We start from the raw sequence: 22,469 nt of genomic DNA, 5'->3' as shown, positions 1-22,469 counted from the left end.
ATGACGAGCGGCCAAGTTCACGGCCGAGTTTCCCAGCCAAGTCAGGCAGAGGATCAGCACGAGTATAGTCGATACCTGTGCCGAGGCGGACTGCCTGACCTACCGCCCCAGCCCGGGGAACCCGGTGGACTCACGTCGCACGATGCGGAAGTCAGGCTTGACGGTGCGCGGTGCCCGCCGCACATCCTTCTCAGCGATGCGCTCGATGAGCAGGTCGACCGCGCTCGCGGCGATCTGCTCGCTGCCGACATCCACGCTCGACAGAGAGGATGACGCCGCGTTGAGCGCGCATAGACTTCGACGAGCCGATGTGCGGCGCGCTGAGGAGAGCAAGGGCATCATGGAGCAAAACTGGGCAGGCAACCTCAAGTACCGGGCAGCTGTCGTCGAGCACCCAGAGTCGGCGGATGAGGTCCGCACCCTCATCACCCGGGGCGGTCAGGTGCGCGTGCTCGGCACCAGGCACAGTTTCAACGACATCGCAGACACGGACGGCACGCTGCTGTCGCTTGACCGCCTGCCGCTCGAAATTGAGGTGAGTGAGGACGGCGACAGCGTGCGCGTCTCGGCCGGAGCGCGCTACGGCGACATTGCTCCGGTACTTGAAGCGCAGGGGCTGGCGCTGGCGAATCTCGCCTCCCTCCCGCACATCTCGGTCGCCGGAGCGGTGGCCACCGGCACACACGGCTCGGGAGATCGCACCGGCTCGCTGGCCTCTGCAGTCCGCGGGCTCACGGTCATGACCACCTCCGGCGAAACCCGCCAAATCTCGCGTGGCGACGCGGACTTCGACGGTGCCGTCGTCAGTCTGGGTGCGCTCGGCGTCGTGCTCGATGTCACCCTCGATGTCGAACCGACCTATCAGGTGGCCCAGTACGTGTACGAGCAGCCGAGCTGGGATGCGATTCTCGCCGATCTGGATGCTGTCACCGGCGCGGGCACGAGCGTGAGCATCTTCTCCACCTGGCGACGCACAGATGCCGCCGACCAGATTTGGGTGAAGCAGCGCCAGCCAGACGGGCGTGCGGCGGATCGGGCCGAGCTCGCAGAACGGCTGGGCGCGACAGCGGCCGACGGCCCACGGCATCCGATTCTCGGCGTCGACCCCGACGCCACCAGCGATCAGGCGGCGTGGCAGGGCCCTGGTTCCAGCGACTACCCCACTTCCGCCTGGAGTTCACTCCATCTGCGGGAGCCGAGATTCAGAGCGAATTCCTCGTGCCGCGCGCGGATGCTGTCGAGGCGATTGAGGCCGTGCGTTCGCTTGCCGATCGCATTGCGCCGATCTTGCTGGTGAATGAGGTGCGCACGGTGCGCGCCGATGACCTGTGGCTGAGTTCCTCATACGGCACGGATGCTGTCGCACTGCACTTCACCTGGAAGAACGATGAGCCGGCGATTCGGGCGCTGCTGCCCGACCTCGAAGCAGCGCTCCCGGCATCCACTCGTCCGCACTGGGGCAAGGTCTACACACTCGACGGCGCCGAAGTGCGAAGCCGCTATCCGCGCTGGAATGACTTCGCTGAGCTGCGCGCGCAGTTCGACCCGGAGCGTCGATTCGTCAACGAGTACCTGCAGCGGCTGGGGCTTTAACGCTCTTTTCGTCGTTACCCTTTCGTTGCAATGTGGGGAGTTTGCGCTCTTGTGAGCGCTAACAGTGAGCGCTAACATTCGGGGAGCTGCCATGGCGGCCGCCCCGTACGCACGGCGGAATATCGCCGCATTGGTACCGGACGAACAAGGAGGTTCACCATGAAGAAGCTCATTTCGATCGCTGCGGCCGGCATTCTGCTGCTTGGTCTTGCAGGCTGTGCTGCGGGCGGCGACACACCCGCAGCTGGCGGATCCAGCGAACCGAAGGCTGTCGGTGACCTGGTCGTCGGCTTCGCTCAGGTCGGTGCAGAATCGGGGTGGCGCACGGCCAACACCAAAGATGTTCAGGCCGCATTCGCGGATGCAGGCATCGAGCTCAAGTTCTCCGATGCCCAGCAGAAGCAGGAGAACCAGATCAAGGCGATTCGCTCCTACATCCAGCAGGGCGTCGACTACATCGCGTTCTCACCCGTCGTCGAGACCGGATGGGACGCCGTGCTGAATGAGGCAAAGGCCGCAGGCATCCCGGTCATCCTCACCGACCGCGCTGTCGACTCGAAGGACACGTCGCTGTACGTCAGTTTCTTGGGTTCTGACTTCATCGAAGAGGGCAAGAAGGCCGGCGAATGGGCGGTCGAAGAGTTTGCGGATGCGGACTCCGTCAAGGTCGTCCAGCTGGAGGGCACGACGGGTGCCGCTCCTGCAATTGACCGCGCCGAAGGATTCGCCGAGGTCGTCGGCAAGGACGACAAGTTCGAGACCGTCGCCAGCCAGACCGGCGACTTCACTCGTGCTGGCGGGCTGCAGGTAATGGAGGCGCTGCTGAAGTCCAACCCGGACATCGACCTCGTTTACGCGCACAACGATGACATGGGCCTCGGAGCGATCGAGGCGATTGAAGCTGCCGGTCTCGTACCGGGCGTAGACATCAAGATCGTCACCGTTGACGCCGTCAAGGACGGCATGCAGGCTCTTGCCGACGGCAAGATCAACTTCATCGTTGAGTGCTCGCCGCTGCTCGGCGCGCAGCTGGTCGACATCGTCAAGACCCTGAATGACGGCGGAACGGTCGAACCCCGTATTGTCACCGAGGAGACCACCTTCACCAAGGAGCAGGCGATCGAGGCGCTGCCCGACCGCCAGTACTGAGCACGACCCTGCCGGGAGCGGACGAACCTGTTCGCTCCCGGTTTCACCCCTTCGATGGAGAAGCAGGATGACTGATCTGAGCAGGCCCGCCGCCCCCGCAGAGCACCCAGAGCCGATCGTCGAGATCCGCGATGTGTCGATCTCGTTCCCCGGAATCAAGGCGCTCGACGGGGTGTCGTTTCGAATGTTCCCCGGCGAGGTGCACTCGCTGATGGGGGAGAACGGTGCGGGCAAGTCAACGTTGATCAAAGCGCTGACCGGTGTCTACCAGATCGACTCTGGCAGCATCGTGTTCGCTGGCGCCCCGGTGTCCTTCCGCGGCACTGCGCAGGCGCAGGATGCCGGGATCAGCACGGTCTACCAAGAGGTGAACCTTCTCCCGAACCTCTCCGTCTCCGAGAACATCATGCTGGGACGCGAGCCTCGCAAATGGGGTTCCATCGACCGTCGGGCTATGCGCGCTCAGAGCAGAGTCGTGTTAGACACCCTTGGCCTCGACGTCGACCCGGAGTCGATGCTCGGCAGCCACTCCCTGGCAATCCAGCAGCTGATCTCCATCGCACGTGCGATCCACATCAATGCGAAGGTGCTGATCCTCGACGAGCCGACATCGAGCCTCGACGCCGACGAGGTCGCCGAGCTTTTCCGCATCATCCGCAGTCTTCGCGACGACGGCGTCGCCATCCTCTTCGTCTCGCACTTCCTCGACCAGGTGTACGAGATCGCGGACCGTCTCACGGTGCTGCGCAACGGCCGCCTGGTCGGCGAGTACCTCACTCCCGAGCTGCTGCGCATCGAGCTCGTGCAGAAGATGATCGGCAAAGAGATCGGCACGCTTGAAGACCTCGAGCAGCGGGTGCGTGAGAACGAGCAGAGCACTGAGGAATCCGTTCCGTTCGTGCGAGCGCGCGGGTTGGGGCGGAAGGGCTCGGTGGCGGCGGTCGACATCAGCATCGGCGAGGGTGAGGTGGTCGGCTTCGCCGGTCTGCTCGGCTCAGGTCGCACCGAGGTTGCCCGGCTCCTCGGCGGGATTGATCGGGCGGATACCGGCACGATTGAGGTCCTTGGTGACACGCTCCGGCTGCGCACCCCACGGCAAGCACTCTCGCGACGCATCGCGTACTCCAGTGAGAACCGGAGGGCTGAGGGCATCGTCGACGAACTCACTGTGCGCGACAACATCATTCTCGCGCTGCAGGCGGATCGCGGCTGGTTCCGACCGATCCCGCGTAAGCGACAGGACGAGCTCGCACAGAGCTACATCGATGCCCTGCATATCCGCCCCGCGAATCCCGACGCTATCGTCCGCAACCTCTCCGGCGGCAACCAGCAGAAGGTGCTCTTGGGGCGATGGCTTGCTGTCGCACCGCGACTGCTCATCCTGGACGAGCCGACCCGCGGTATTGATATCGGCGCCAAGGCCGAGATCCAGAAGCTGGTGATCAGTCTCGCCGAAAACGGTATGAGCGTCGTATTCATCAGTGCCGAACTCGAAGAGGTGCTGCGACTCAGCCACCGGATCGTCGTGATGCGTGACCGGCACAAGGTCGCAGACCTCGAGAACAACGACCTGACCATCGACAACCTGCTCGCCCTGATCGCCGAAGGCGACTCGGACGAGGAACTCGGAGAGACCGCATGAGCGCCCTGTTCGCCCGCATCGCCTCCAGTCGCCTGTTCTGGCCGGTCGTGATGCTCGCCATCCTGTTCCTCATCAACGTCATCGCGTTCCCGGGGTTCTTCTCGATCACCATCCGCGATGGCAACCTCTACGGCAGCCTGATCGACATTCTGCGCAATGGCGCACCGATGATGATCGTGGCCATTGGCATGACACTCGTCATTGCGACCCGCGGCATCGACCTCTCGGTCGGAGCCGTCGCGGCGATTGCCGGATCCGTCGCCTGCAGCATCCTGCTCGGATCTCCCGACCCGGCAAACCCCGGCACCGTCGCCATCGCTATCATCACCGCCATTTTGATCTCGCTCGTGCTTGGCGCGTGGAACGGATTCCTGATCGCGGTGGTCGGCATCCAGCCGATCATCGCGACACTGATCCTGATGACCGCCGGGCGCGGGGCGGCCATGCTCATCACAGAAGGTCAGATCCTCACCGTGAACAGCGCACCGTTCAAGGTGCTCGGCGGTGGGTTCATCTGGGGCATTCCCGTTGCCGTATACATCGCGGCTGGGGTGTTCATCGTCGCCGCGGTATTCACGAGACGCACCGCTCTCGGGATGCTGATCGAGGCGGTCGGTATCAACCCCGAGGCCTCCCGCCAGGCGGGGGTGCGCGCACGGGGACTGCTGTTCCTGGTCTACATCTTCGCGGCGCTGTGCGCTGCGGCCGGCGGACTCATCCTCACCGCCAACACGATGGCGGCCGACGCGAACAACGTTGCTCTCTTCATCGAGCTCGACGCCATCCTTGCCGTCGTCATCGGTGGGACCTCGCTCGCCGGAGGCCGGTACTCGCTGGTGGGAACGGTTGTGGGAGCGCTTGTCATCCAAACGCTCGTCACGACCGTTTACACCGTGGGCATCCCCCCGATCATCACGATGGTGTTCAAAGCGGTGGTCGTGACGCTGGTCTGCCTGCTGCAGTCGCCGACCACGAATGACGCACTCTCGGCGTTCCGACGAAGGCTCGCGCTGCGAGCAGGCAAGGAGGCGGTGTCCGTATGAGCACTCTCATCAAGCGCCGGCGCCCACACCGACCGGACGGATCGCGCAACGTGTGCGTTCCACATTCACCAGCCCCAAGTACGGGCCGGTCCTGGTCACCGCCATCCTTTTCGTCGCGGTGTTCATTGCGGGTGGAATCCGCTATCAGGGGTTCTTCTCCGGTCAGGTGATCCTCAACCTCCTGGTGGACAACGCGTACCTCATCGTCCTCGCGGTCGGGATGACGTTTGTCATCCTTACCGGCGGCATCGACCTGTCAGTGGGAGCGGTCGTAGCGCTGTCGACAATGATGGTGGCAAGCCTGCTGCAGTCGGGAGTCCCCGCGGTCATCGTGATCCCGGTCATCATCGTGGCCACCACTGTGCTGGGATTGCTGGTGGGGCTGATGGTGCACTACTTCAAAGTGCAGCCCTTCATCGCGACTCTGGCAGCGATGTTCCTTGCCCGTGGGCTCTGCTACGTCATCAGTCAGAGTTCCATCTCGATCTCGGATCCCGCGTTCATCGCTCTTGCGGTGTCGCGGATCTCCCTCGGTGGGGGGATGTCGATCACATGGAGCGTTGTGATCGCCCTGGTGATCGTTGCCGCCGCGGTATGGACGCTGCACCAGACGCGTTTCGGACGCACGGTCTACGCGATCGGCGGAGGCGAGCACAGCGCCGAATTGATGGGGCTGCCCGTTGCCCGCACGAAGGTGCTCGTCTACGCCGTCAGCGGGCTGTGCTCTGGGCTCTCCGGCATCCTGTTCTCTTTCTACACGCTTTCCGGATATCCGCTCACCGCGATCGGCACAGAGTTGGATGCGATTGCTGCCGTTGTTATCGGCGGCACGTTGCTCACTGGTGGCTATGGCTTCGTTCTCGGGTCTGTTCTCGGGGTGCTGGTGCTGGGCATCATCCAGACGATCATCACCTTCGAAGGCACCCTCTCTTCGTGGTGGACGAAGATCTTCATCGGCGCACTGCTGCTCGCCTTCATCGGTTTGCAACGGGTGCTCACGGCACGCAAGACGTGACCTGTCGCGGTCAGGGTGCATCCTGACCGCGATAATAGGGAAAAGAACGCGTCGTAGGGCGCCCGACGGGAGCAGGCGGAGCAGGTGAGTTCGAACGACGAGCAGCCGCGTGCGTCGACCACGATTTTTGATGTCGCCCGCCTGGCCGGGGTCTCTCACCAGACCGTGTCGCGAGTTCTCAACAACCTGCCGAACGTGCGGGCGGCGACTCGTGAGCGGGTCGAGCAGGCGATACGTCAACTCCACTATGTGCCGTCGCAGGCTGCACGCGCACTTGTCACCAGGCGATCGAGGACGATCGGACTCGTCGCCACCGGGCTGCCCGACTTCGGGCCTTCGAGCATTGTTCTCAGCTTCAACAGGTCGGCGCGCATCGCGGGATATGCGGTCATCGCCTCACACCCCACCGATATTGAAGGACCGACGCTGCGCTCGGCGGCAGAGATGCTCATCCGCCAGAGCGTTGAGGCCATCGTGCTGCTCGCCGCTGAGCGCGGGGTGCTCGATGCCTTCGACGACTGGGAGCTTGGCGTTCCTCTAGTCGCGATCGCGTCGGAGGCGCGCGGGCGGAGCGTTCGTGTGAGCCTTGATCAGTACGGAGGTGCACGCCGCGCGGTCGGTCATCTGCAAGAACTCGGACACCGCGACATCCTGCACATTGCTGGTCCGGCGGGATCTATGGATGCCGAGGAGCGTTTGCGCGGATGGCGCGACGCGCTGATCGACGCAGGGATGCCGGTTGTCGAACCGCTGCGCGGAGACTGGTCATCCGACTCTGGGTACCGCATCGGGCAGCAACTTCTGGCCGAGCGGACCCCGGAGGCGGTATTCGTCGGCAACGATCAGATGACGCTGGGCTTCTTGCACGCACTCCACGACGCAGGGCTTCGAGTGCCGGAAGATGTCAGCGTCGTCGGCTTCGATGATGTGCCAGACTCCGAGCACTTCTCGCCGCCACTGACGACGGTCAGACAGGACTTCACTGCCCTCGGGCAAGAAGCAGTGTCGGCCGTCCTTGCTCAGCTCAAAGATGAAGAATCGCCGGTGATGAGCGCGATGCGGATCCCCGAGCTCGTCGTCAGAGCGAGTACGCGGCAGCGCTGACCGTCTCGCTTCGCGCTATGCCTGGTCGCGCCAGGAGTGCTTCGGCTCAAATCCGAGAATGCGTCGCGCCTTCTCGATGGAGAGCAGCGTCTCATTCGCTGTGACTTCTCGGGTGACGGGCACATCAGGGAACACCTCGGCGATGAGCTCGGCGTTCGGGCGTGACATCACCGTGTCGGCGGCAGCGATGACGAAATTATCGAACCCGGGAGCTGCGTTTTCCAGCGCGCGCTGCACCGCCTGTGCGCCGTCACGGGCGTCGATGTAACCCCAGAGATTCCACTTGCGCCCCAGCGCATCGTCGTCGAAGGAGGGGAACTCCGCGTAGTCCTCGGGGTTCATGACGTTCGAGAATCGAAGCGCGGTGATCGAGACGCCCGGGTTCCACCGCACCAGCTCTTGGGCCATCCGTTCTTCGAGCGTCTTCACCATCGAGTACACCGACTCGGGGCGAGCCGGATACTCCTCGTCAACCGGAATATAGGGTGGCGGGACGTCGAACGGCAGCCCCAGCACAGTCTCGCTCGAAGCGTAGACAATGCGCTGGATGCCGAGGCGCACAGCAGCCCAGAAGACGTTGAAGGTCGCCGCCATGTTGTTGTGGAAGGTCGCCACGTCGCTGCGAATTCCGGGAGCGGGAATCGCGCCGAGATGGACGATCGCATCGAACCCCTCGTGCTCGTTGCCCAGCCCGCCGATGCCGCCGAAGGCATCGACCACCTCCCCATAGTTGGTGAGGTCAACCTGCAAGAAGCCTGGCCCTCGCTGGCCGGTGACGTCCATGCCGACCACGTCGTATCCGTTTGCCCGCAGTTCGCGTGCGACGACGGTTCCGAGCTTGCCGGAGGATCCAGTGAGAGCAATTCGCATGTCTCCAGACTGGCACACCGGCGACACCAAGCGACCTCGCGTCGTACACTCGGGGCGATGAATGAGTCGCCGAGCACCTCTGGAGAGACCCGGACGGTCGGCGTGCGCGATGTCGCCGCGCTCGCCGGGGTCTCCAGGCAGACGGTCTCACGGGTGCTGAATGAACACCCCGATGTCGCCGCTGAAACGAATGCGCGCGTGCGACAGGCGATGGCCGATCTCGGTTACCGGGTGAACAACGCGGCGCGCGCGCTGGGTACCCGCCGTTCGCACACGTTGGGCGTGCTCGCCTCCGACGCCCTGCAGTACGGCCCGTCGCGCAGCATTGCCGCGATCGAAGCTTCTGCGCGCGACGCCGGGTACTGGGTGAGCGCTGCTTTCGCAGAATCGGGAGATGCCGACGCGGTCGTGGCGGCGGTCGATCACCTCATCGCGCAGGGTGTTGAAGGCATCGTGGTGGTCGCGCCGCATGCTCGCACGCTGCGCACGTTGGATGCGCTGAGCATCGGGATCCCGGTGCTCACGTTGCATTCGGCAGGGCGAGGCCGAGCAGGACTCTCGGTCGACCAGATTGCGGGCGCGCGATTGGCTGTGGCGACATTGGCGGATGCTGGGCACCGCAAGATCGCCCATCTTGCGGGCCCCGCAGACTGGCTCGAAGCGGAGTTCAGAGTCAATGGCTTCACCGTAGAACTTGCGGCACGCGAGCTGCCGATAGGACCCGTGATCGAGGGGGACTGGACCGCGCGATCCGGATATGACGCCGTCGACCAGATTCGTGCGGCCGGCGTCACCGCAGTATTCGCCGCGAACGACCAGATGGCGCTCGGCCTTCTCAGCGGCCTGCACGAGGCGGGCATCTCGGTGCCCGCCGACATCAGCGTCGTGGGCTTCGACGATATTCCGGATGCCGCCTACTACTGGCCCAAACTCACCACTGTGCGCCAGGACTTCGAGGAGCTAGCCCGTCGCACAGTCGCAGCGCTGACCGAACGGGACGATGCCGTGGCATCCGCTCTCGCGCCCATCGCTCCGGTCCTCATCTCCCGCGACTCCGTCGCTCCGCCGCGCTAAGCATCACGGCTCCGCCGCCACGCGTTCACAACTCCTCCAGATTTTGCACCATTCGGCTTGCCAGGCCGGTTGGGCCCCGCAACGATGCGGGGGGCCGCGGCCGTCGCTGCTGATTTGGAGGAGTTGTGAACGCTGGAAGCTGCAACCGGGCGCCTTGACGGTCGCTTCGACCACGTTTACACTAACTGTGACCGGTCACAGTGGCCATCAACATCCTGACGAGGTATCCGTGAGCAACGAAGCCCCTGCCAACACACCCGAGATCGAAGCCGTCCGCATCGACGTCGCCGGTCTGCACGGCGAACTGGTCCGTAACGACCTGGTGGTCTGGACGGGCGGTAACGTCTCTGGCCGCGTCCCGGGCGCTGACCTGTTTGTCATCAAGCCGTCGGGCGTCAGCTACGACGACCTCGCACCAGAGAACATGATTCTCTGCGATCTCGACGGCAACGTCGTACCGGGCAGTGCGGGCAGCGAGCGCGCTCCGTCGAGCGACACCGCCGCGCACGCTTACGTCTACCGGAACATGCCAGAGGTCGGCGGTGTCGTACACACGCACTCGACCTTCGCTGTCGCCTGGGCTGCGCGTGGCGAAGAGATCCCCTGCGTCATCACGGCGATGGCCGACGAGTTCGGAGGTCCGATCCCGGTCGGCCCGTTCGCGATCATCGGCGACGACTCGATCGGGCGCGGCATCGTCGACACGCTTGCCGGGCACCGCTCCCGTGCCGTCCTTATGAAGAACCACGGTCCGTTTACGATCGGCACGGATGCGAAAGATGCGGTGAAGGCCGCAGTCATGGTCGAAGATGTTGCCCGCACGGTGCACTACGCACGCGAGGCGGGCCCCCTGATTCCGATCGCACAGGAGGCAATCGACAGCCTCTACAACCGGTACCAGAACGTATATGGCCAGAGTGAGGACGCCCGCCGATGACCGCTCGTGAAGACATCCTCGAAGGCCGCACGAGCCTGGGCATCGAACTCGGTTCGACGCGCATCAAGGCTTGCTTGATCGGATCAGATGCGACCGAGGTGCTCGCAACGGGCTCGTTCGCCTGGGAGAACCGTCTCGAAGACGGACTCTGGACCTACGCGTTGGACGAGGTGTGGCAGGGGCTTCAAACCGCCTACGCCGATCTCATCGCCGACGCGGAGAAGCGCCACGGCATCCGGCCAGACACTTTCGGCGCCATCGGCGTCTCCGCGATGATGCACGGCTACCTCGCCTTCGACGCAGCCGGCGACCTGCTCGTGCCGTTCCGCACCTGGCGCAACACCAACACCGGTGCTGCTGCATCCGAGCTCACCGACCTGCTCGGCGTCAATATTCCGCTGCGATGGTCGATCGCGCACCTGCACCAGGCCGTTGTTGATTCTGAGGCTCACGTGCCGCAGATCGACTTCGTCGCGACCCTCGCCGGCTACGTGCACTGGAAGCTCACCGGCGAGAAGGTGCTCGGCGTCGGAGATGCGTCCGGCATGTTCCCGATCGACTCTGCAACGTGCGACTACGACGCGCGGATGCTGGACGCCTATGACGCTCTCGCGGGCAGCCGCCTTCCGGCACCCGTGAAGAACCTGCTGCCTGCCGTGCGTGCGGCAGGAGCAGCGGCGGGGGAGCTGACCGCTGAAGGTGCGGCACTGTTGGACCCGACCGGCGCCCTGCGCCCCTGCATCCCGCTCTGCGCACCCGAAGGCGACGCGGGCACGGGCATGGTCGCGACGAACTCTGTCTCTCCGCGCACCGGCAACGTGAGTGCGGGCACGAGCATCTTCGCGATGGTCGTGTTGGAGCATCCGCTCGAAAGCACTCACCACGAACTCGACCTCGTGACGACGCCTGCGGGCGACCCGGTCGCCATGGTGCACTGCAACAACGGCGCCAGCGAACTCGCCGCCTGGGCGGGAATGTTCACCCGGTTCTCGGCGGCCGCTGGCCAGCCGCTTGATGACGATGCGGTCTTCGAAGTGCTGTTCCGTGAGGCGCTCGAGGGTGAGGCGGACGCCGGCGGACTGCTGGCCTACAACCACCTCGCTGGCGAACCGATCGCCGGTCTCACTGAGGGACGCCCACTGTTCGTGCGCACCCCGGACAGCTCGTTCACTCTGGCAAATGCGATGCGCGCCCAGCTCTACGGCGTCTTCGGCACTCTCGCGCTCGGCATGAAGGTGCTCGAAGGTGAAGGCGTGGCACTGGATCGGATGTTCGCCCACGGTGGCATGTTCCGCACCGCCGGCGTGGCCCAGCGCTTCCTCGCGGGCGCCCTAGGTGCACCCGTCGCGGTCGGTGAACTCGCCGCAGAAGGGGGAGCGTGGGGCATCGCCGTCCTCGCCTCGTATCTCGCCCACGCTGGTGACGCCGACCTCGGTGCCTACCTCGACGAGCAGGTGTTCGCCAAAGCATCCCTCAGCGTCATCGACCCCGATCCGGCAGACGTCGCCGGCTTCGCCACTTACCTTGACCGCTACCGCGCCGGCCTCGCCATCCAAGCCGCCGCCGTCGCTGCTCTCTGACCCCTCGAAGGAATCCACTATGACCCGCACGCCGCTCTCCACCACTCTCGACGAGTACGAAGTCTGGTTCCTCACCGGCAGCCAGCACCTCTACGGACCCGAGACGCTCGCGCAGGTTGCCGAGCAGTCGCAACAGATCGCGCGGCTTCTCGATGACGCAACCGATGTTCCGGTGAAGATCGTCTGGAAGCCCGTGTTGACGGATTCCGCCGCGATCAAGCGCACGGCGCTGGAAGCCAACGCCGCCGACCGCGTCATCGGACTCGTCGCTTGGATGCATACCTTCAGCCCCGCGAAAATGTGGATCGCAGGCCTCGATGCGCTGCAGAAGCCGCTCGCGCACCTGCACACCCAGGCGAATGTCGAACTGCCGTGGGCCGACATCGACTTCGACTTCATGAACCTCAACCAGGCCGCCCACGGTGACCGTGAGTTCGGCTACATCCAGACCCGTCTCGGTGTTCCGCGCAAGACCATCGTCGGTCACGCCAGCGACCCGCGCGTGCAGCAGGAACTCGGAACCTGGCAGCGCGCAGCGGCAGGACTCGCGGCATCCCGCAGCCTGAAGCTTGCCCGTTTCGGCGACAACATGCGCTTCGTCGCTGTCACCGAGGGCGACAAGACCGAGGCCGAACTGCGTTTCGGCGTGCAGGTAAACACCTGGGGTGTGAACGAACTCGCCGAAGCAGTAGATGCGGCGACGGATGCCGAGATCGACGCGCTCGTCGCCGAATACGAAGAGCTGTACGAGGTTGTCCCGGAACTTGCGAAGGGCGCCGAGCGTCACCAGTCGCTCCGCGACGGCGCCGCGATCGAGATCGGTCTGCGCTCCTTCCTCGAAGAGGGCGGATTCGGCGCCTTCACGACGTCCTTCGAGGATCTCGGATCGCTCAAGCAGCTGCCAGGCCTCGCCGTGCAGAGGCTGATGGCTGAGGGCTACGGTTTCGGCGCCGAGGGCGACTGGAAGACCGCCGTTCTCGTGCGCATCGCCAACGTGATGGGCGCAGGTCTCCCCGGCGGGGCAAGCCTCATGGAGGACTACACCTACGACATGACTCCGGGCGACGAGCTCATCCTCGGTGCACACATGCTTGAGGTCGCCCCCTCGCTCACTACTGCGAAGCCGACGCTGGAGATCCACCCGCTCGGCATCGGCGGCAAGGACGACCCGGTGCGCCTCGTCTTCACCGCTGACCCCGGTCCTGCCATCGTGGTGGCAATGAGCGACATGCGCGATCGCTTCCGCCTCACCGCGAACGTTGTCGAGAATGTCGAACCACGCGCTTCGCTGCCGAAGCTGCCCGTCGGTCGCGCGGTCTGGAAGCCGCAGCCCGACTTCAACACCAGCGCAGCCGCATGGCTGACCGCCGGCGCCGCGCACCACACGGTGATGTCGACGGCTGTGGGACTCGAAGCGTTCCGAGATTTCGCCGAGATGGCTGAGGTCGAACTCCTCGTCATCGACAACGACACCACGCTGCCCGAGTTCCAGAAGCAGGTGCGCTGGAACCAGGCCTACTACCGTCTCGCGCAGGGCCTGTGATGACGACGCCTCGATCCGGGCGTCAGCTGACGCTTTCCGCGCACGGTTACGAGGCAGTCGTCGCCAGTGTCGGTGCTTCGCTTCGGATGCTGCAGCACGACGGCCGCGACCTCGTCGTGCCGTTCGACGCTGACGAAGTGCGCCCGGCATACCGAGGCGCCACTCTTGCGCCATGGCCGAACCGCATCGTCGATGGCCGTTACCGTTTCGGTGACGTCGACTACCAGTTGCCACTCACCGAACCCGAGCGTGGCCACGCGCTGCACGGTCTGCTGGTGTGGACGGAATTCTCCGACCGCATCATCGAAGAAGAACGGGTGTTGCTGTCGGCGACGATCGAACCGCAGACGGGTTATCCCTTCCGCGTCGAAGTCGAAGTCGAATACCGACTCGCTGAAGACGGACTCACACAGACCGTGATCGCCCGTAACCTCGGCGCGGATGCTGCGCCCTGGGGCACCGGGCCTCACCCGTATCTGGTGGGTGGCCCTTCGACAGGCTCAGGGACCGGCCCCGTCGACGAATGGACGCTCACGCTTTCGGCCGCCGAGGTTCTCACGGTCACGTCTGACCGGCTGAGCCCGGTCGCGGTCGAACCGATGGAGCAGCATCCCGAATGGGATTTCCGCGAGCCGCGCGTGATCGGCGATGTCTTCATCGACAACGCCTTCACCGAACTTGCGTCAGTCGAGGGCGTTGTCGAGGCGCGTCTGACGGGCGTCGATGGCCACGGCGTCGCGCTGAGCTGGGACGAACGATGCCCCTGGGTGCAGGTGCACACCGCCGACACGGGGGATGCCGCAACCCATCGGATCGGCCTCGCGGTCGAGCCAATGACCTGCCCGCCGGATGCCTTCAACTCCGGGGTCGATCTTCTCGTTCTTGAACCGGGCGCTGACGCTTCGGCATCCTGGCGGTTCACAGCGATCTGATCACGTTCCGGGCAGCGGGGTGGTTTGGCCGGGAATGAGCGGTGCCGCCGTTCTACGATGGGATCCGTGAGCAATGAGACACCGGAGAATCCCCAGTCCACCCCGCCGATCCCGCCGATCGTGCCCGAGTCTGAAAATGCGGCAGCGGGGGCGTCTGCCGCTGACGTGAATGCCGGGCAGCACGACTTCGGAGGGATGCTGTCATCAGAGGGCATTTCTTCTGAGAGTGCGGCACCCGAGCCTGTCGTCCTCCTGTTGAGGAGCCTGGCGTGGCACCCGAGGCGCCGAGCGCGTACCCGGCAGGCCCGGCGTACCCAGGTGCGGCGCCCGCGGCGCCTGAGTACCCGGCAGCCCCGATTTACCCGACCGCTGCGCCCGCCTATGACCCCAACGCCGCAGGCGTAGTCCCACCGAACGGCACGCAGCCTTATCCGACAGGGGGCTACCAGGCCGACGGGTACCCTGCGGGTGCATACCCGGGCGCGGTTCCGGCGCCGGCTCCGGCTCCGAAGAAGCCGATGTCGAAGGGGCTGCTGTTCGGCATCATCGGCGGCGCGGCTGCCCTGGTGCTGCTGGTCGCTGCGTGATCATCGTCCCCGCTCTGCTGCGCGGACCTGCCCAGACGGCATCCGGTGTCGTAGAGGAGTACTTGACGGCGATCTCCGAAGGCGACGCAGAGACGGCGCTGACGTACGTTGAGTCGTATGCAGATGACAGCCTGCTCACGGATGATGCACTTGCGACTTCTCTGAAGCTCGCGCCGATCACCGACATCGTGGTGGAGGAATCAGAGGGCTCGGATGGCCCCGGCGAGACGGTTGTTTCGGCATCCTTCGCGATCGGCGGCGAAACGGTCGATCGCAGCTTCACGGTCTACAACTACGACGACACCTGGCAGCTCACCGACGGCCTGGTCACGGCGACGCTGGCAAACTTCGAGGGACTCGGGCTCACGATCAATGGCGTCGAGCCCGCAGACACCTCTATGTCGATGTTCCCCGGCGCCTACCAGCTGGCGCTGGCGTATGACGAGTTCGCAATCGATGGCGAAACCGACACGTTCACGGTCGCAACGGATGCCGACACTGAGGCATTCTGGGAGCTGCAGCCAGTTCTCACCGATGATGGCGCTGCAACGTTCCGCACGCTGGTGCGCGCGGCAATCGAGGAGTGCGTCGCGATGAAGTCGCTCACCACACCCTGCGGCATGGACATCGACACCATTGATCTGCAGGGGTATACGCCGGTCGATGGCAGCGTCACCAGGACGATCTCCGCGGACGGTCAGAAGACTCTTGACGAGATGGCGGCTGACCTTGATTACAGCTCGCCCACGCTCGTCACGACGTACGACTCGGTCGATGTCGACATGACGCTGCAGGGTACGAAGGACGGCGCGACCGCTGAATTCGAGGTCTGGTTCGGCGGGTACATGAACTCGCCGTCGGTTGATTTCGCCAAGGAGACCCCGACAGTCTCCTGGGACTGATCACCTCTCGCTCCCATGAGAAGACCCCCGCCGACCCGATTCGGCGGGGGTCTTGGGAGCTATGCTCACCATTGCGTGGAAAGCTCTGAATACCCGATCCGGTCTGAGGTGTTCCACGCACAAGCAGTTGTAAGCGACGAATGTGGACGGGTGGTAAACGGCCACCGAACAGGCGCCGCTCACTCGTTCTGCACATTCGCGTACTCGCTCGGACTTGTCCACAGCCCCCGGAATCTCGGGGGGCGTCCTGTTCTAGGCGGGCCATCATCGTGGCATGACGAATACGAGCAGTCCTCTCAAAGACAGAGTCCTTGACCACGACGATGACTTGCGTGATCTGCTGCAGCTTGTGCTGCAGCGCGCGAGAAGCGACAGATGTGGCTGATGTTCATGGACGGGCGGGGATGTCTCGGCGATCCGCTCATGCCGATGGATGATTACCCCGATGATCCGTATGCCGTTGTTGACGTCGACGATCTCGGCACGGTGACCGAGGCTCATGTGCTCATGCACCGCGCTGGCATGCTGCGCCAGATGACCGACAACGCGAGCGTCGTGCTTGCCTGGGAACGCGTCGGAACAGATGCGGTCGGCGACGATGATCGGGTTTGGGCACGTGCGATGGCCGAGGCCGCAGAGCTCCTCGACGTGCCGCTGCGCGCGCAGTTCATCGTCCACGCCCGTGGCGTTCGCCAGCTGCACCCGGACGACTACCTGTAGACCTGCCTGCTTTCGAATCGCGCAAGTTGTTCCATTTCCCCCGGATGCAGCAACTTGCGCGATTCGAAAGTGGGGGATGGGCGGGGCCAGAGAGATGCAAGGGTGTCCTAGTAAATAGCGGGAAGGCCGAGTAGTGTAGGCATCGTGCCAATGTAGGCGTGAAGAGACTTCGCACAATGACTCGTACTATCCCCCATTTTGTAGGCGGATCGCTCCGCACTCCGGATGCTGGCCGCTTCAGCGACGTGTATGATCCGAGCTCGGCGCGGTGCAGGCACGCGTGCCGCTCGCCTCAGCAGACGAGGTTCGCGAGGTCATAGCGAACGCCGAAGCAACTCAGCCTGCGTGGGCGGCGACCAACCCGCAGAAGCATGCGCGGGTTCTGCTGCGCTTCCTCGATCTCGTACAGAACGAGATGACGTCGCTGGCGACGCCGAGAATGCGACGCTCGCCTTCATGGTCGGAGCATCCGACGAGGATTTCGCCGCCGCGCTGCCGTTGCTTGAAGCCATGGGAAAGCGCATCGTGCACTGCGGCGGGCCGGGGCTCGGCCAGGCAGCGAGGTGTGCAACAACATGATCCTCGCTGTGTCGCAGATCGTCGTGGGTGATGCCAGACCTTGGCGGATGCGCAGATGGGGCGCCTCGCGCAGCAGATCTACGCGGCCTTCGCCGCCGGTGAGGGTGCGGCGCGTGACTTCTCCGGGATCATCACCGACATTCGCGCCGGAAAGGTGTGAATTCAGCAAAGGTAGACATCTACCTTTGGTCCTAGGTAGCATTACACCATGAGTCTGAACATCAAGAACGAACGTGTGCACGAGTTGGCGCGTGAGGCGGCCCGTGTCACGGGCACGACTCAGACGAGCGCAATAGAAGCGGCACTCCGTCTTCTTCTGCAACAGCACGGCGAAGATCCTGACGACAATGCCCGGGCTGGTCGCATGCACCGGCTCCTTGCGATGGGTGAGCGCTACCGTCGGGAGGAAAGTACAGCGGCGGCAGGTGTCACCCGCGTCGAGGATCTCTACGATGAAGCCACCGGGCTGCCACGATGATCGTCGATAGCTCAGCGATGCTGGCGGTCATTCAAGGTGAGGCAGATGCGACGGCGTGCGCAGAGCTCTTGATACAGGAGAACTGCCGTATGTCGGTCGCGAATTGGCTGGAAGCCTCGATCGTCGTGGACAACCGATCCGTGAGCACGCAGCGCGACTTCGAAGACTTGCTCACTACCGCCGGCATCGCGCTTGAGCCGGTCACGGCAACGCAGGCGCAGATCGCCCGTGAGGCTTACCGTCGTTATGGTCGGGGCTCCGGACACCCGGCGAAACTGAACTTTGGCGACTGCTTCGCATATGCGCTTGCCGTCATCACAGGGGAAAGGCTGTTGTTCGTCGGAGAGGACTTCTCGGCGACCGACATTCTTCCGGCTATCCGACGTTAGCGGCAACTCGCCGCGGAGGGGAACACATGACCGAGTACGAGACGATCCTGGTCGAGCAGCGGGGCCGCGTGGGATGGATCACGCTGAACCGTCCGCAGGCACTGAACGCGCTGAACTCTCAGATGGCAGGAGAAGTCACGGCCGCCGCCGTCGCTTTCGATGCCGATGACGGTGTCGGCGCCATTGTTGTCACGGGTTCTGAGAAGGCCTTCGCTGCGGGCGCCGACATCAAAGAGATGCAGTCGATGTCGACCGCTGACATGCGCCAGACCGACCACTTCGGGGCATGGGATGACTTTGCCGCTGTGCGTACTCCGGTGATCGCCGCGGTCTCAGGTTTTGCTCTCGGCGGCGGATGCGAGCTCGCGATGATGTGCGACATCATCCTCGCCGCTGACACCGCGAGGTTCGGCCAGCCTGAGATCAACCTTGGCGTGATCCCCGGGATGGGCGGGACCCAACGACTCATCCGGGCCGTCGGATATTACAAGGCTGCCGAGCTCATCCTTTCCGGTCGGATGATGGGTGCTGAAGAAGCAGAGCGCGCGGGGCTCGTATCGCGAGTGGTCGCGGCATCCGATCTGCTGGCAGAGGCGACCAAGCTCGCCGAGATGATTGCCTTGAAGTCTTTGCCAAGCGTGTACGCCGCGAAGGCCGCGCTGGATGCGGCGATGGAAACGACGCTTGCCGAGGGCCTCGCGCACGAGAAGCAGGCGTTCTCCGCACTGTTCGATACGGCGGACCAGAAAGAGGGCATGGCCGCGTTCCTCGAAAAGCGCGCGCCCGACTTCACCAACCGCTGAGACACCAATTTCTGCGTGAGGCGCAACTTTCTGCGTGAGACGCCACGGCACGCGTGATGTCTCATGCAGGAAATGATGTCCAGCGCTGGATCAGCCGCGACGGTCAGGCTTCAAGTAGTCCCGCGAGGGTTTCATTGCGCTCGGAGATGATCCGGCGCATGTACTTGCGCATGAACAGCTTGTCGACAAGCGTGCCGATGGGGCCGAATGGCGAACGGAAGGTCACCGTGTCGCGCATCAACGTGCCGTCAGGATGCTCCAAAAACTCGTGCTCATGATGGAAATCACCGAACGGTCCCTTGATCTGCCGGTCGCAGAACCGGTGCGGTGGATCGATGTCGAAGACGACCGAGCTGAGATGGAACGGCACACCGAAGTGCCGCGCACGCCAGGTCGCCGTCGAGCCTTCGGTGAACGCGCCTCCGGCGGGACCCGCGACCATTGTCTCGCCGTAGCGCGCCATGGATTCGACGTGGAGGGCAGGATCAAGGGATGCCGCGCACACCGCTGCTGGCGTTGCGCGGATAACGCGCTCGAGCACGAACTCGGCCATCAGAGTGGATCTGGCTGCGGACGTGGTTCGGTGAAATCGCCGGCATCCTTGCGGAGGCGGGCAACGATCGCGACCAGGTCAGCGGCATCTGTCTGGGTGACGCCGGGAGCAGCAAACACCTCCGCGTTGATCGCAGTGGTCGCCCGTTCGACGAGTTCGCGCCCGGCCTCGGTCAAGGCCAACATCGCCGCGCGCCCGTCGTGCGGATGCGGCTCACGCGTGATGAGCCCGTCGCGCATCAGTCGCTCCGCCGTACTCGTAACCGTGGTCGCGTGCACCTGGAGGCGCGCAACCACACTCGACAGCGGCAAGCTTCCCGAGCGGCTGAACGCCAGCAGCCGCAGCACTTCGAAGCGTGCGAACGAGAGCCCGAAAGGTTTCAGCGATGTATCCACTCGTGCGAGCAGCAGCTGCTGAGCGCGCATGACGGAAATCACCGCAGTCATGCCGTCGGCAGCATCCGTCCACCCGTGCGCCAGCCACTGGCGCTTCGCCTCGGCGAGCGGGTCTATCGGAAGCGGACGGGATTGGGCCACGGTTCTACGCTACTGGGTGGGTGGGCATCCTCGAGGAACGTGCACTGTGTATACATTCAACGTCTCATGCGTGAGACCTGAGCCCGCAAAGCTTCAGTTTGGCTACATTCACCCGCTTACGGATAGACTCGGCCCTGTCGTGAGGAGCAGTCGATGAAGATTTTTGTCCTGGTCAAAGAGGTACCAGACACGTACGGCGATCGAAAACTGAATCTAGAGACCGGCTTGGCCGATCGTGCGGCCGGCGACGTGGTCCTGGATGAGATCACCGAGCGTGCGCTCGAGGTCGCGCTTGCGTACGCAGGCAAGGCCGAAGGCACCGAGGTCGTGGCGCTTGCCATGGCCCCCGAATCTTCCACGGCATCCATTCGCCGTGCACTCGCGATCGGCGCGGCATCCGCTGTGCACATCGTCGACGAGCAGCTGGCGGGCGCTGACCTGGGGCTGACCGCTGAGGTGCTGGCCGCGGCGATCCGCCGTGCAGAGCCTGACCTGGTCATTACCGGCAACCTCTCGACCGACGGCTCCGGCGGCGTGATTCCCGCGATGCTCGCCGAGCACCTCGGCTACGCACAGGCCACCGCCCTCAACGCCGTCGAGATCACCGCAGACGGTGTCTCTGGCACGCGCGCAGCCGACGACGGATCCCAGTCGGTGTCGGTGAAATTCCCGGCCGTGATCTCGATTACCGAGGCGCTTCCCGACGCGCGGTTCCCGAACTTCAAGGGCATCATGGCTGCGAAGAAGAAGCCCCTGGAGATCCTTACGCTCGATGATCTCGGCGTCTCGGCTGACCCCGCTGCGGCACCGCGCACGATCATGACCACTGTCTCCGAGAAGCCTCCGCGTGCGGCAGGCGTGAAGATCACCGATGAGGGTGACGCCGGCGCGAAGCTGGTCGAGTACCTCGTGCAGAACAGGCTGGTGTGACGATGAGCTACCCCGACAAGTCGATTCTCGTCCTCGTGGACGTGACCCCCACCGGTGCGGCAGCCAGCAGCACTGCTGCTCTGATCGGTGCCGCATCGTTGATCGGATCGCCGGTCGCGCTGGTGCCCGGCGGTTCCCCCGGTGCTGATGTACAACGCGCAGTGGATGCCGCGGCAGCGGCTGGCGCATCGGTCGTGCTGACCGCAGAGGCTGACGCTGGCGCTCTCACCGTTCCGGTCGTGGATGCACTGCAGGCCGCGTTCCAACGGGTGCAGCCCGACGCAGTACTGGTGTCTAACTCGATCGCTGGGCGCGACGTCGCCGGGCGCCTCGCTGTGCGCGAGAAGCTTGCTCTCTCGGTCGATGCCGTAGGAGTCTCTCGCGATGATGAAGGTATCGTCGCGCACCACTCGGTATACGGTGGCGCGTATCTCGTCGACTCCGCCGCGACCTATGGTGCGCCGGTCATCACCCTCCGTCAGGGTGCGGTGGATGCTCGCGCAGAAGCTGTCGCCTCGCCCACCATCGAGGCGCTCCAGGTCACCGCATCCGGCGCAGCCGCGGCAACGGCCGGTGCGACCGAGGTCGTCGAGGTCGAGTCGTCTCGTCCGGATCTGCGAGGCGCCCCGAAGGTCGTCTCGGGAGGTCGCGGACTCGGCTCGAAAGAGAAGTTCGTGCTCGTCGAGCAGCTCGCCGATGCTCTCGGTGCGGCAGTCGGCGCATCACGTGCTGCGGTCGACGCGGGCTACATTCCTTACGCGCATCAGGTCGGCCAGACCGGGGTCTCGGTGTCGCCGCAGTTGTATGTCGCACTCGGAATATCCGGTGCCATCCAGCACCGCGCCGGCATGCAGACCGCGAAGAACATCGTCGCGATCAACAAAGACGGCGAAGCGCCGATCTTCGACGTCGCAGACTTCGGCATCGTCGGTGACGTGTTCACCATCGTGCCGCAGGTGATCGAGGCGCTCGAAGCGCGGAAGAAGTAGCGCCGATGGCTGCGCAGAAGCTGCGGCGAGGGTTGCCCCGGGTCGCCGGTGGCGATGCCTGGCCTCCGGCGAGTGAAGTCGAGGTAGCGGACGCCGCGGCGTCAGATGCCGTCGCCGAGGCTCCGCCGATCGTCGAGGCCGCTCCGAATGCGGAGCCCGCTTCGGCTGTAGCTGGTGCTCCCGCTCCGGCCGCCGAACAGCAGGCTGTGCCGGCGGCGACAACGCAGTCGCGGACTGCTGCTCTGCGCCGCGGTCTGCCGCGTACGCCGGGTGGTGAACCGTGGCCGCCCGCAGGTGCTGCTGCGGCCGTTGCGGCGTCTGAACCAGTCGAGGCGCCATCAGCACCCGTGCTCGCTGCGGCGACGCAGTCCGCGAGCACACCCACAGCAGCCACGAAAGAGGCGCGCCCTTCGGCACGCTCAGAGAGCGCAATCGCACCGGCTGTCGAATCCGTCAGTGGTTCAGCGCTGCGCCGTGGCCTGCCGCGCTCGCCCGGGGGCGAGCCGTGGCGCCCGCGGGTA

The 22,469-nt window shown here is 64.6% G+C and carries 22 protein-coding genes and 4 pseudogenes; 22 read left to right on the top strand and 4 right to left on the bottom strand.

All coding sequences use genetic code 11. The annotated features are described in order from the left end of the window. Window positions 1-99: 99 nt before the first annotated feature. Window positions 100-255 carry a hypothetical protein gene (locus DC31_RS18345; protein ID WP_160173188.1) on the bottom strand — a complete coding sequence of 52 codons (156 nt, stop codon included), beginning with the start codon at window positions 253-255 and terminating at the stop codon, window positions 100-102. Between the two features lie 85 nt (window positions 256-340). Here DC31_RS18345 and DC31_RS01870 point away from each other — a divergent pair. The 6 genes and pseudogenes from DC31_RS01870 (at window position 341) to DC31_RS01845 (ending at window position 7,546) form a co-directional block, all read left to right on the top strand. Further along, window positions 341-1,593 (top strand): annotated as a pseudogene (locus tag DC31_RS01870) (D-arabinono-1,4-lactone oxidase). Window positions 1,594-1,752: 159 nt separating this feature from the next. After that, the gene (locus DC31_RS01865) at window positions 1,753-2,742 is read left to right on the top strand and encodes an ABC transporter substrate-binding protein (RefSeq protein WP_036276367.1); all 990 of its coding nucleotides are present in this window, start codon (window positions 1,753-1,755) and stop codon (window positions 2,740-2,742) included. Window positions 2,743-2,809: 67 nt separating this feature from the next. Beyond that, the gene (locus DC31_RS01860) at window positions 2,810-4,384 is read left to right on the top strand and encodes a sugar ABC transporter ATP-binding protein (RefSeq protein ID WP_036276365.1); all 1,575 of its coding nucleotides are present in this window, start codon (window positions 2,810-2,812) and stop codon (window positions 4,382-4,384) included. Then, window positions 4,381-5,427: an ABC transporter permease gene (locus DC31_RS01855; RefSeq protein WP_036276362.1), complete on the top strand. Its 1,047-nt coding sequence runs from the start codon at window positions 4,381-4,383 to the stop codon at window positions 5,425-5,427. The genes DC31_RS01860 and DC31_RS01855 overlap by 4 nt, the downstream gene beginning before the upstream one ends. Window positions 5,428-5,479: 52 nt before the next feature. Continuing rightward, window positions 5,480-6,442 (top strand): galactofuranose ABC transporter, permease protein YjfF, encoded by a 963-nt coding sequence (gene yjfF, locus DC31_RS01850; protein WP_036276359.1) that lies wholly within the window; start codon window positions 5,480-5,482, stop codon window positions 6,440-6,442. An 84-nt stretch (window positions 6,443-6,526) separates the two neighbouring features. After that, on the top strand, window positions 6,527-7,546 hold the full coding sequence (locus DC31_RS01845; RefSeq protein WP_051606317.1) for a LacI family DNA-binding transcriptional regulator: 1,020 nt from the start codon (window positions 6,527-6,529) through the stop codon (window positions 7,544-7,546). Window positions 7,547-7,561: 15 nt separating this feature from the next. Here DC31_RS01845 and DC31_RS01840 read toward each other — a convergent pair whose 3' ends face one another. Continuing rightward, window positions 7,562-8,416, bottom strand: a complete 855-nt coding sequence (locus DC31_RS01840) for an NAD-dependent epimerase/dehydratase family protein (RefSeq protein WP_036276358.1) — start codon at window positions 8,414-8,416, stop codon at window positions 7,562-7,564. A 57-nt stretch (window positions 8,417-8,473) separates the two neighbouring features. Between DC31_RS01840 and DC31_RS01835 the strand changes: the two genes are divergently transcribed. The 13 genes and pseudogenes from DC31_RS01835 to DC31_RS01780 all read left to right on the top strand — a co-directional run bounded on the left by DC31_RS01835 (window position 8,474) and on the right by DC31_RS01780 (window position 18,940). Then, window positions 8,474-9,490, top strand: coding sequence for a LacI family DNA-binding transcriptional regulator (locus DC31_RS01835; protein ID WP_036276356.1), 1,017 nt, complete (start codon window positions 8,474-8,476; stop codon window positions 9,488-9,490). 229 nt (window positions 9,491-9,719) lie between these two features. Continuing rightward, window positions 9,720-10,427 (top strand): L-ribulose-5-phosphate 4-epimerase, encoded by a 708-nt coding sequence (locus DC31_RS01830; protein WP_051606316.1) that lies wholly within the window; start codon window positions 9,720-9,722, stop codon window positions 10,425-10,427. Next, entirely contained in the window at window positions 10,424-12,007 is a 1,584-nt protein-coding gene (locus DC31_RS01825) for a xylulokinase (protein ID WP_036276352.1), read from the top strand. The genes DC31_RS01830 and DC31_RS01825 overlap by 4 nt, the downstream gene beginning before the upstream one ends. Before the next feature lie 19 nt (window positions 12,008-12,026). Further along, window positions 12,027-13,550 (top strand): L-arabinose isomerase, encoded by a 1,524-nt coding sequence (araA, locus tag DC31_RS01820; RefSeq protein ID WP_036276350.1) that lies wholly within the window; start codon window positions 12,027-12,029, stop codon window positions 13,548-13,550. After that, complete coding sequence (locus tag DC31_RS01815; protein ID WP_036276346.1) at window positions 13,550-14,482, top strand: aldose 1-epimerase family protein; 933 nt, start codon at window positions 13,550-13,552, stop codon at window positions 14,480-14,482. Before araA ends, DC31_RS01815 begins: the two co-directional genes overlap by 1 nt. Window positions 14,483-14,751: 269 nt before the next feature. Further along, complete coding sequence (locus DC31_RS18610) at window positions 14,752-15,069, top strand: hypothetical protein (protein WP_036276345.1); 318 nt, start codon at window positions 14,752-14,754, stop codon at window positions 15,067-15,069. Next, the gene (locus DC31_RS01805) at window positions 15,066-15,971 is read left to right on the top strand and encodes a hypothetical protein (RefSeq protein ID WP_036276343.1); all 906 of its coding nucleotides are present in this window, start codon (window positions 15,066-15,068) and stop codon (window positions 15,969-15,971) included. Before DC31_RS18610 ends, DC31_RS01805 begins: the two co-directional genes overlap by 4 nt. Window positions 15,972-16,346: 375 nt before the next feature. Beyond that, window positions 16,347-16,691 carry a hypothetical protein gene (locus tag DC31_RS01800; protein WP_036276342.1) on the top strand — a complete coding sequence of 115 codons (345 nt, stop codon included), beginning with the start codon at window positions 16,347-16,349 and terminating at the stop codon, window positions 16,689-16,691. A 268-nt stretch (window positions 16,692-16,959) separates the two neighbouring features. Then, window positions 16,960-17,064 (top strand): annotated as a pseudogene (locus DC31_RS18955) (hypothetical protein); the annotation flags it as partial. Window positions 17,065-17,123: 59 nt separating this feature from the next. Beyond that, window positions 17,124-17,430, top strand: a pseudogene (locus DC31_RS17985) (NAD(P)-binding domain-containing protein); the annotation flags it as partial. 48 nt (window positions 17,431-17,478) lie between these two features. Next, window positions 17,479-17,748 carry a type II toxin-antitoxin system VapB family antitoxin gene (locus tag DC31_RS01790; RefSeq protein ID WP_036276337.1) on the top strand — a complete coding sequence of 90 codons (270 nt, stop codon included), beginning with the start codon at window positions 17,479-17,481 and terminating at the stop codon, window positions 17,746-17,748. Continuing rightward, on the top strand, window positions 17,745-18,137 hold the full coding sequence (locus DC31_RS01785) for a type II toxin-antitoxin system VapC family toxin (protein WP_036276335.1): 393 nt from the start codon (window positions 17,745-17,747) through the stop codon (window positions 18,135-18,137). The genes DC31_RS01790 and DC31_RS01785 overlap by 4 nt, the downstream gene beginning before the upstream one ends. Before the next feature lie 26 nt (window positions 18,138-18,163). Beyond that, window positions 18,164-18,940, top strand: a complete 777-nt coding sequence (locus DC31_RS01780; protein WP_036276332.1) for an enoyl-CoA hydratase — start codon at window positions 18,164-18,166, stop codon at window positions 18,938-18,940. Between the two features lie 103 nt (window positions 18,941-19,043). Here DC31_RS01780 and DC31_RS01775 read toward each other — a convergent pair whose 3' ends face one another. Together DC31_RS01775 and DC31_RS01770 are read right to left on the bottom strand one after the other, a co-directional pair. Continuing rightward, complete coding sequence (locus DC31_RS01775; protein WP_036276327.1) at window positions 19,044-19,493, bottom strand: SRPBCC family protein; 450 nt, start codon at window positions 19,491-19,493, stop codon at window positions 19,044-19,046. Then, a complete protein-coding gene (locus DC31_RS01770) occupies window positions 19,493-20,029 on the bottom strand; it encodes a MarR family winged helix-turn-helix transcriptional regulator (RefSeq protein ID WP_036276324.1) in 537 nt (178 codons plus the stop codon). Before DC31_RS01770 ends, DC31_RS01775 begins: the two co-directional genes overlap by 1 nt. A gap of 153 nt (window positions 20,030-20,182) precedes the next feature. Here DC31_RS01770 and DC31_RS01765 point away from each other — a divergent pair, with 153 nt between their 5' ends. The 3 genes and pseudogenes from DC31_RS01765 to DC31_RS01755 form a co-directional block, all read left to right on the top strand. After that, window positions 20,183-20,959, top strand: coding sequence for an electron transfer flavoprotein subunit beta/FixA family protein (locus DC31_RS01765; protein ID WP_036276320.1), 777 nt, complete (start codon window positions 20,183-20,185; stop codon window positions 20,957-20,959). A gap of 2 nt (window positions 20,960-20,961) precedes the next feature. Beyond that, window positions 20,962-21,948 carry an electron transfer flavoprotein subunit alpha/FixB family protein gene (locus DC31_RS01760; protein ID WP_200872852.1) on the top strand — a complete coding sequence of 329 codons (987 nt, stop codon included), beginning with the start codon at window positions 20,962-20,964 and terminating at the stop codon, window positions 21,946-21,948. A 5-nt stretch (window positions 21,949-21,953) separates the two neighbouring features. After that, a pseudogene (locus DC31_RS01755) lies at window positions 21,954-22,469 on the top strand (cytochrome b/b6 domain-containing protein); the annotation flags it as partial.

Source organism: Microbacterium sp. CH12i (genome assembly GCF_000685355.1).
Lineage (GTDB): Bacteria > Actinomycetota > Actinomycetes > Actinomycetales > Microbacteriaceae > Microbacterium.
The sequence above is the reverse complement of the archived record's forward strand: the minus strand, read 5'-3'. Positions and strand labels throughout refer to the sequence as shown.

What these genes read in the sequence shown, in the direction of transcription:
- DC31_RS01825 (WP_036276352.1), top strand. Translation starts at nt 10,424, where the DNA reads ATGACCGCTCGTGAAGACATCCTCGAAGGCCGCACGAGCCTGGGCATC.
- DC31_RS01785 (WP_036276335.1), top strand. Translation starts at nt 17,745, where the DNA reads ATGATCGTCGATAGCTCAGCGATGCTGGCGGTCATTCAAGGTGAGGCA.
- DC31_RS01800 (WP_036276342.1), top strand. Translation starts at nt 16,347, where the DNA reads ATGTGGCTGATGTTCATGGACGGGCGGGGATGTCTCGGCGATCCGCTC.
- DC31_RS01775 (WP_036276327.1), bottom strand. Translation starts at nt 19,493, where the DNA reads ATGGCCGAGTTCGTGCTCGAGCGCGTTATCCGCGCAACGCCAGCAGCG.
- DC31_RS01860 (WP_036276365.1), top strand. Translation starts at nt 2,810, where the DNA reads ATGACTGATCTGAGCAGGCCCGCCGCCCCCGCAGAGCACCCAGAGCCG.
- araA (WP_036276350.1), top strand. Translation starts at nt 12,027, where the DNA reads ATGACCCGCACGCCGCTCTCCACCACTCTCGACGAGTACGAAGTCTGG.
- DC31_RS01865 (WP_036276367.1), top strand. Translation starts at nt 1,753, where the DNA reads ATGAAGAAGCTCATTTCGATCGCTGCGGCCGGCATTCTGCTGCTTGGT.
- DC31_RS01840 (WP_036276358.1), bottom strand. Translation starts at nt 8,416, where the DNA reads ATGCGAATTGCTCTCACTGGATCCTCCGGCAAGCTCGGAACCGTCGTC.
- DC31_RS01765 (WP_036276320.1), top strand. Translation starts at nt 20,183, where the DNA reads ATGAAGATTTTTGTCCTGGTCAAAGAGGTACCAGACACGTACGGCGAT.
- DC31_RS01780 (WP_036276332.1), top strand. Translation starts at nt 18,164, where the DNA reads ATGACCGAGTACGAGACGATCCTGGTCGAGCAGCGGGGCCGCGTGGGA.
- DC31_RS01760 (WP_200872852.1), top strand. Translation starts at nt 20,962, where the DNA reads ATGAGCTACCCCGACAAGTCGATTCTCGTCCTCGTGGACGTGACCCCC.
- DC31_RS01855 (WP_036276362.1), top strand. Translation starts at nt 4,381, where the DNA reads ATGAGCGCCCTGTTCGCCCGCATCGCCTCCAGTCGCCTGTTCTGGCCG.
- DC31_RS01790 (WP_036276337.1), top strand. Translation starts at nt 17,479, where the DNA reads ATGAGTCTGAACATCAAGAACGAACGTGTGCACGAGTTGGCGCGTGAG.
- DC31_RS01815 (WP_036276346.1), top strand. Translation starts at nt 13,550, where the DNA reads ATGACGACGCCTCGATCCGGGCGTCAGCTGACGCTTTCCGCGCACGGT.
- DC31_RS01835 (WP_036276356.1), top strand. Translation starts at nt 8,474, where the DNA reads ATGAATGAGTCGCCGAGCACCTCTGGAGAGACCCGGACGGTCGGCGTG.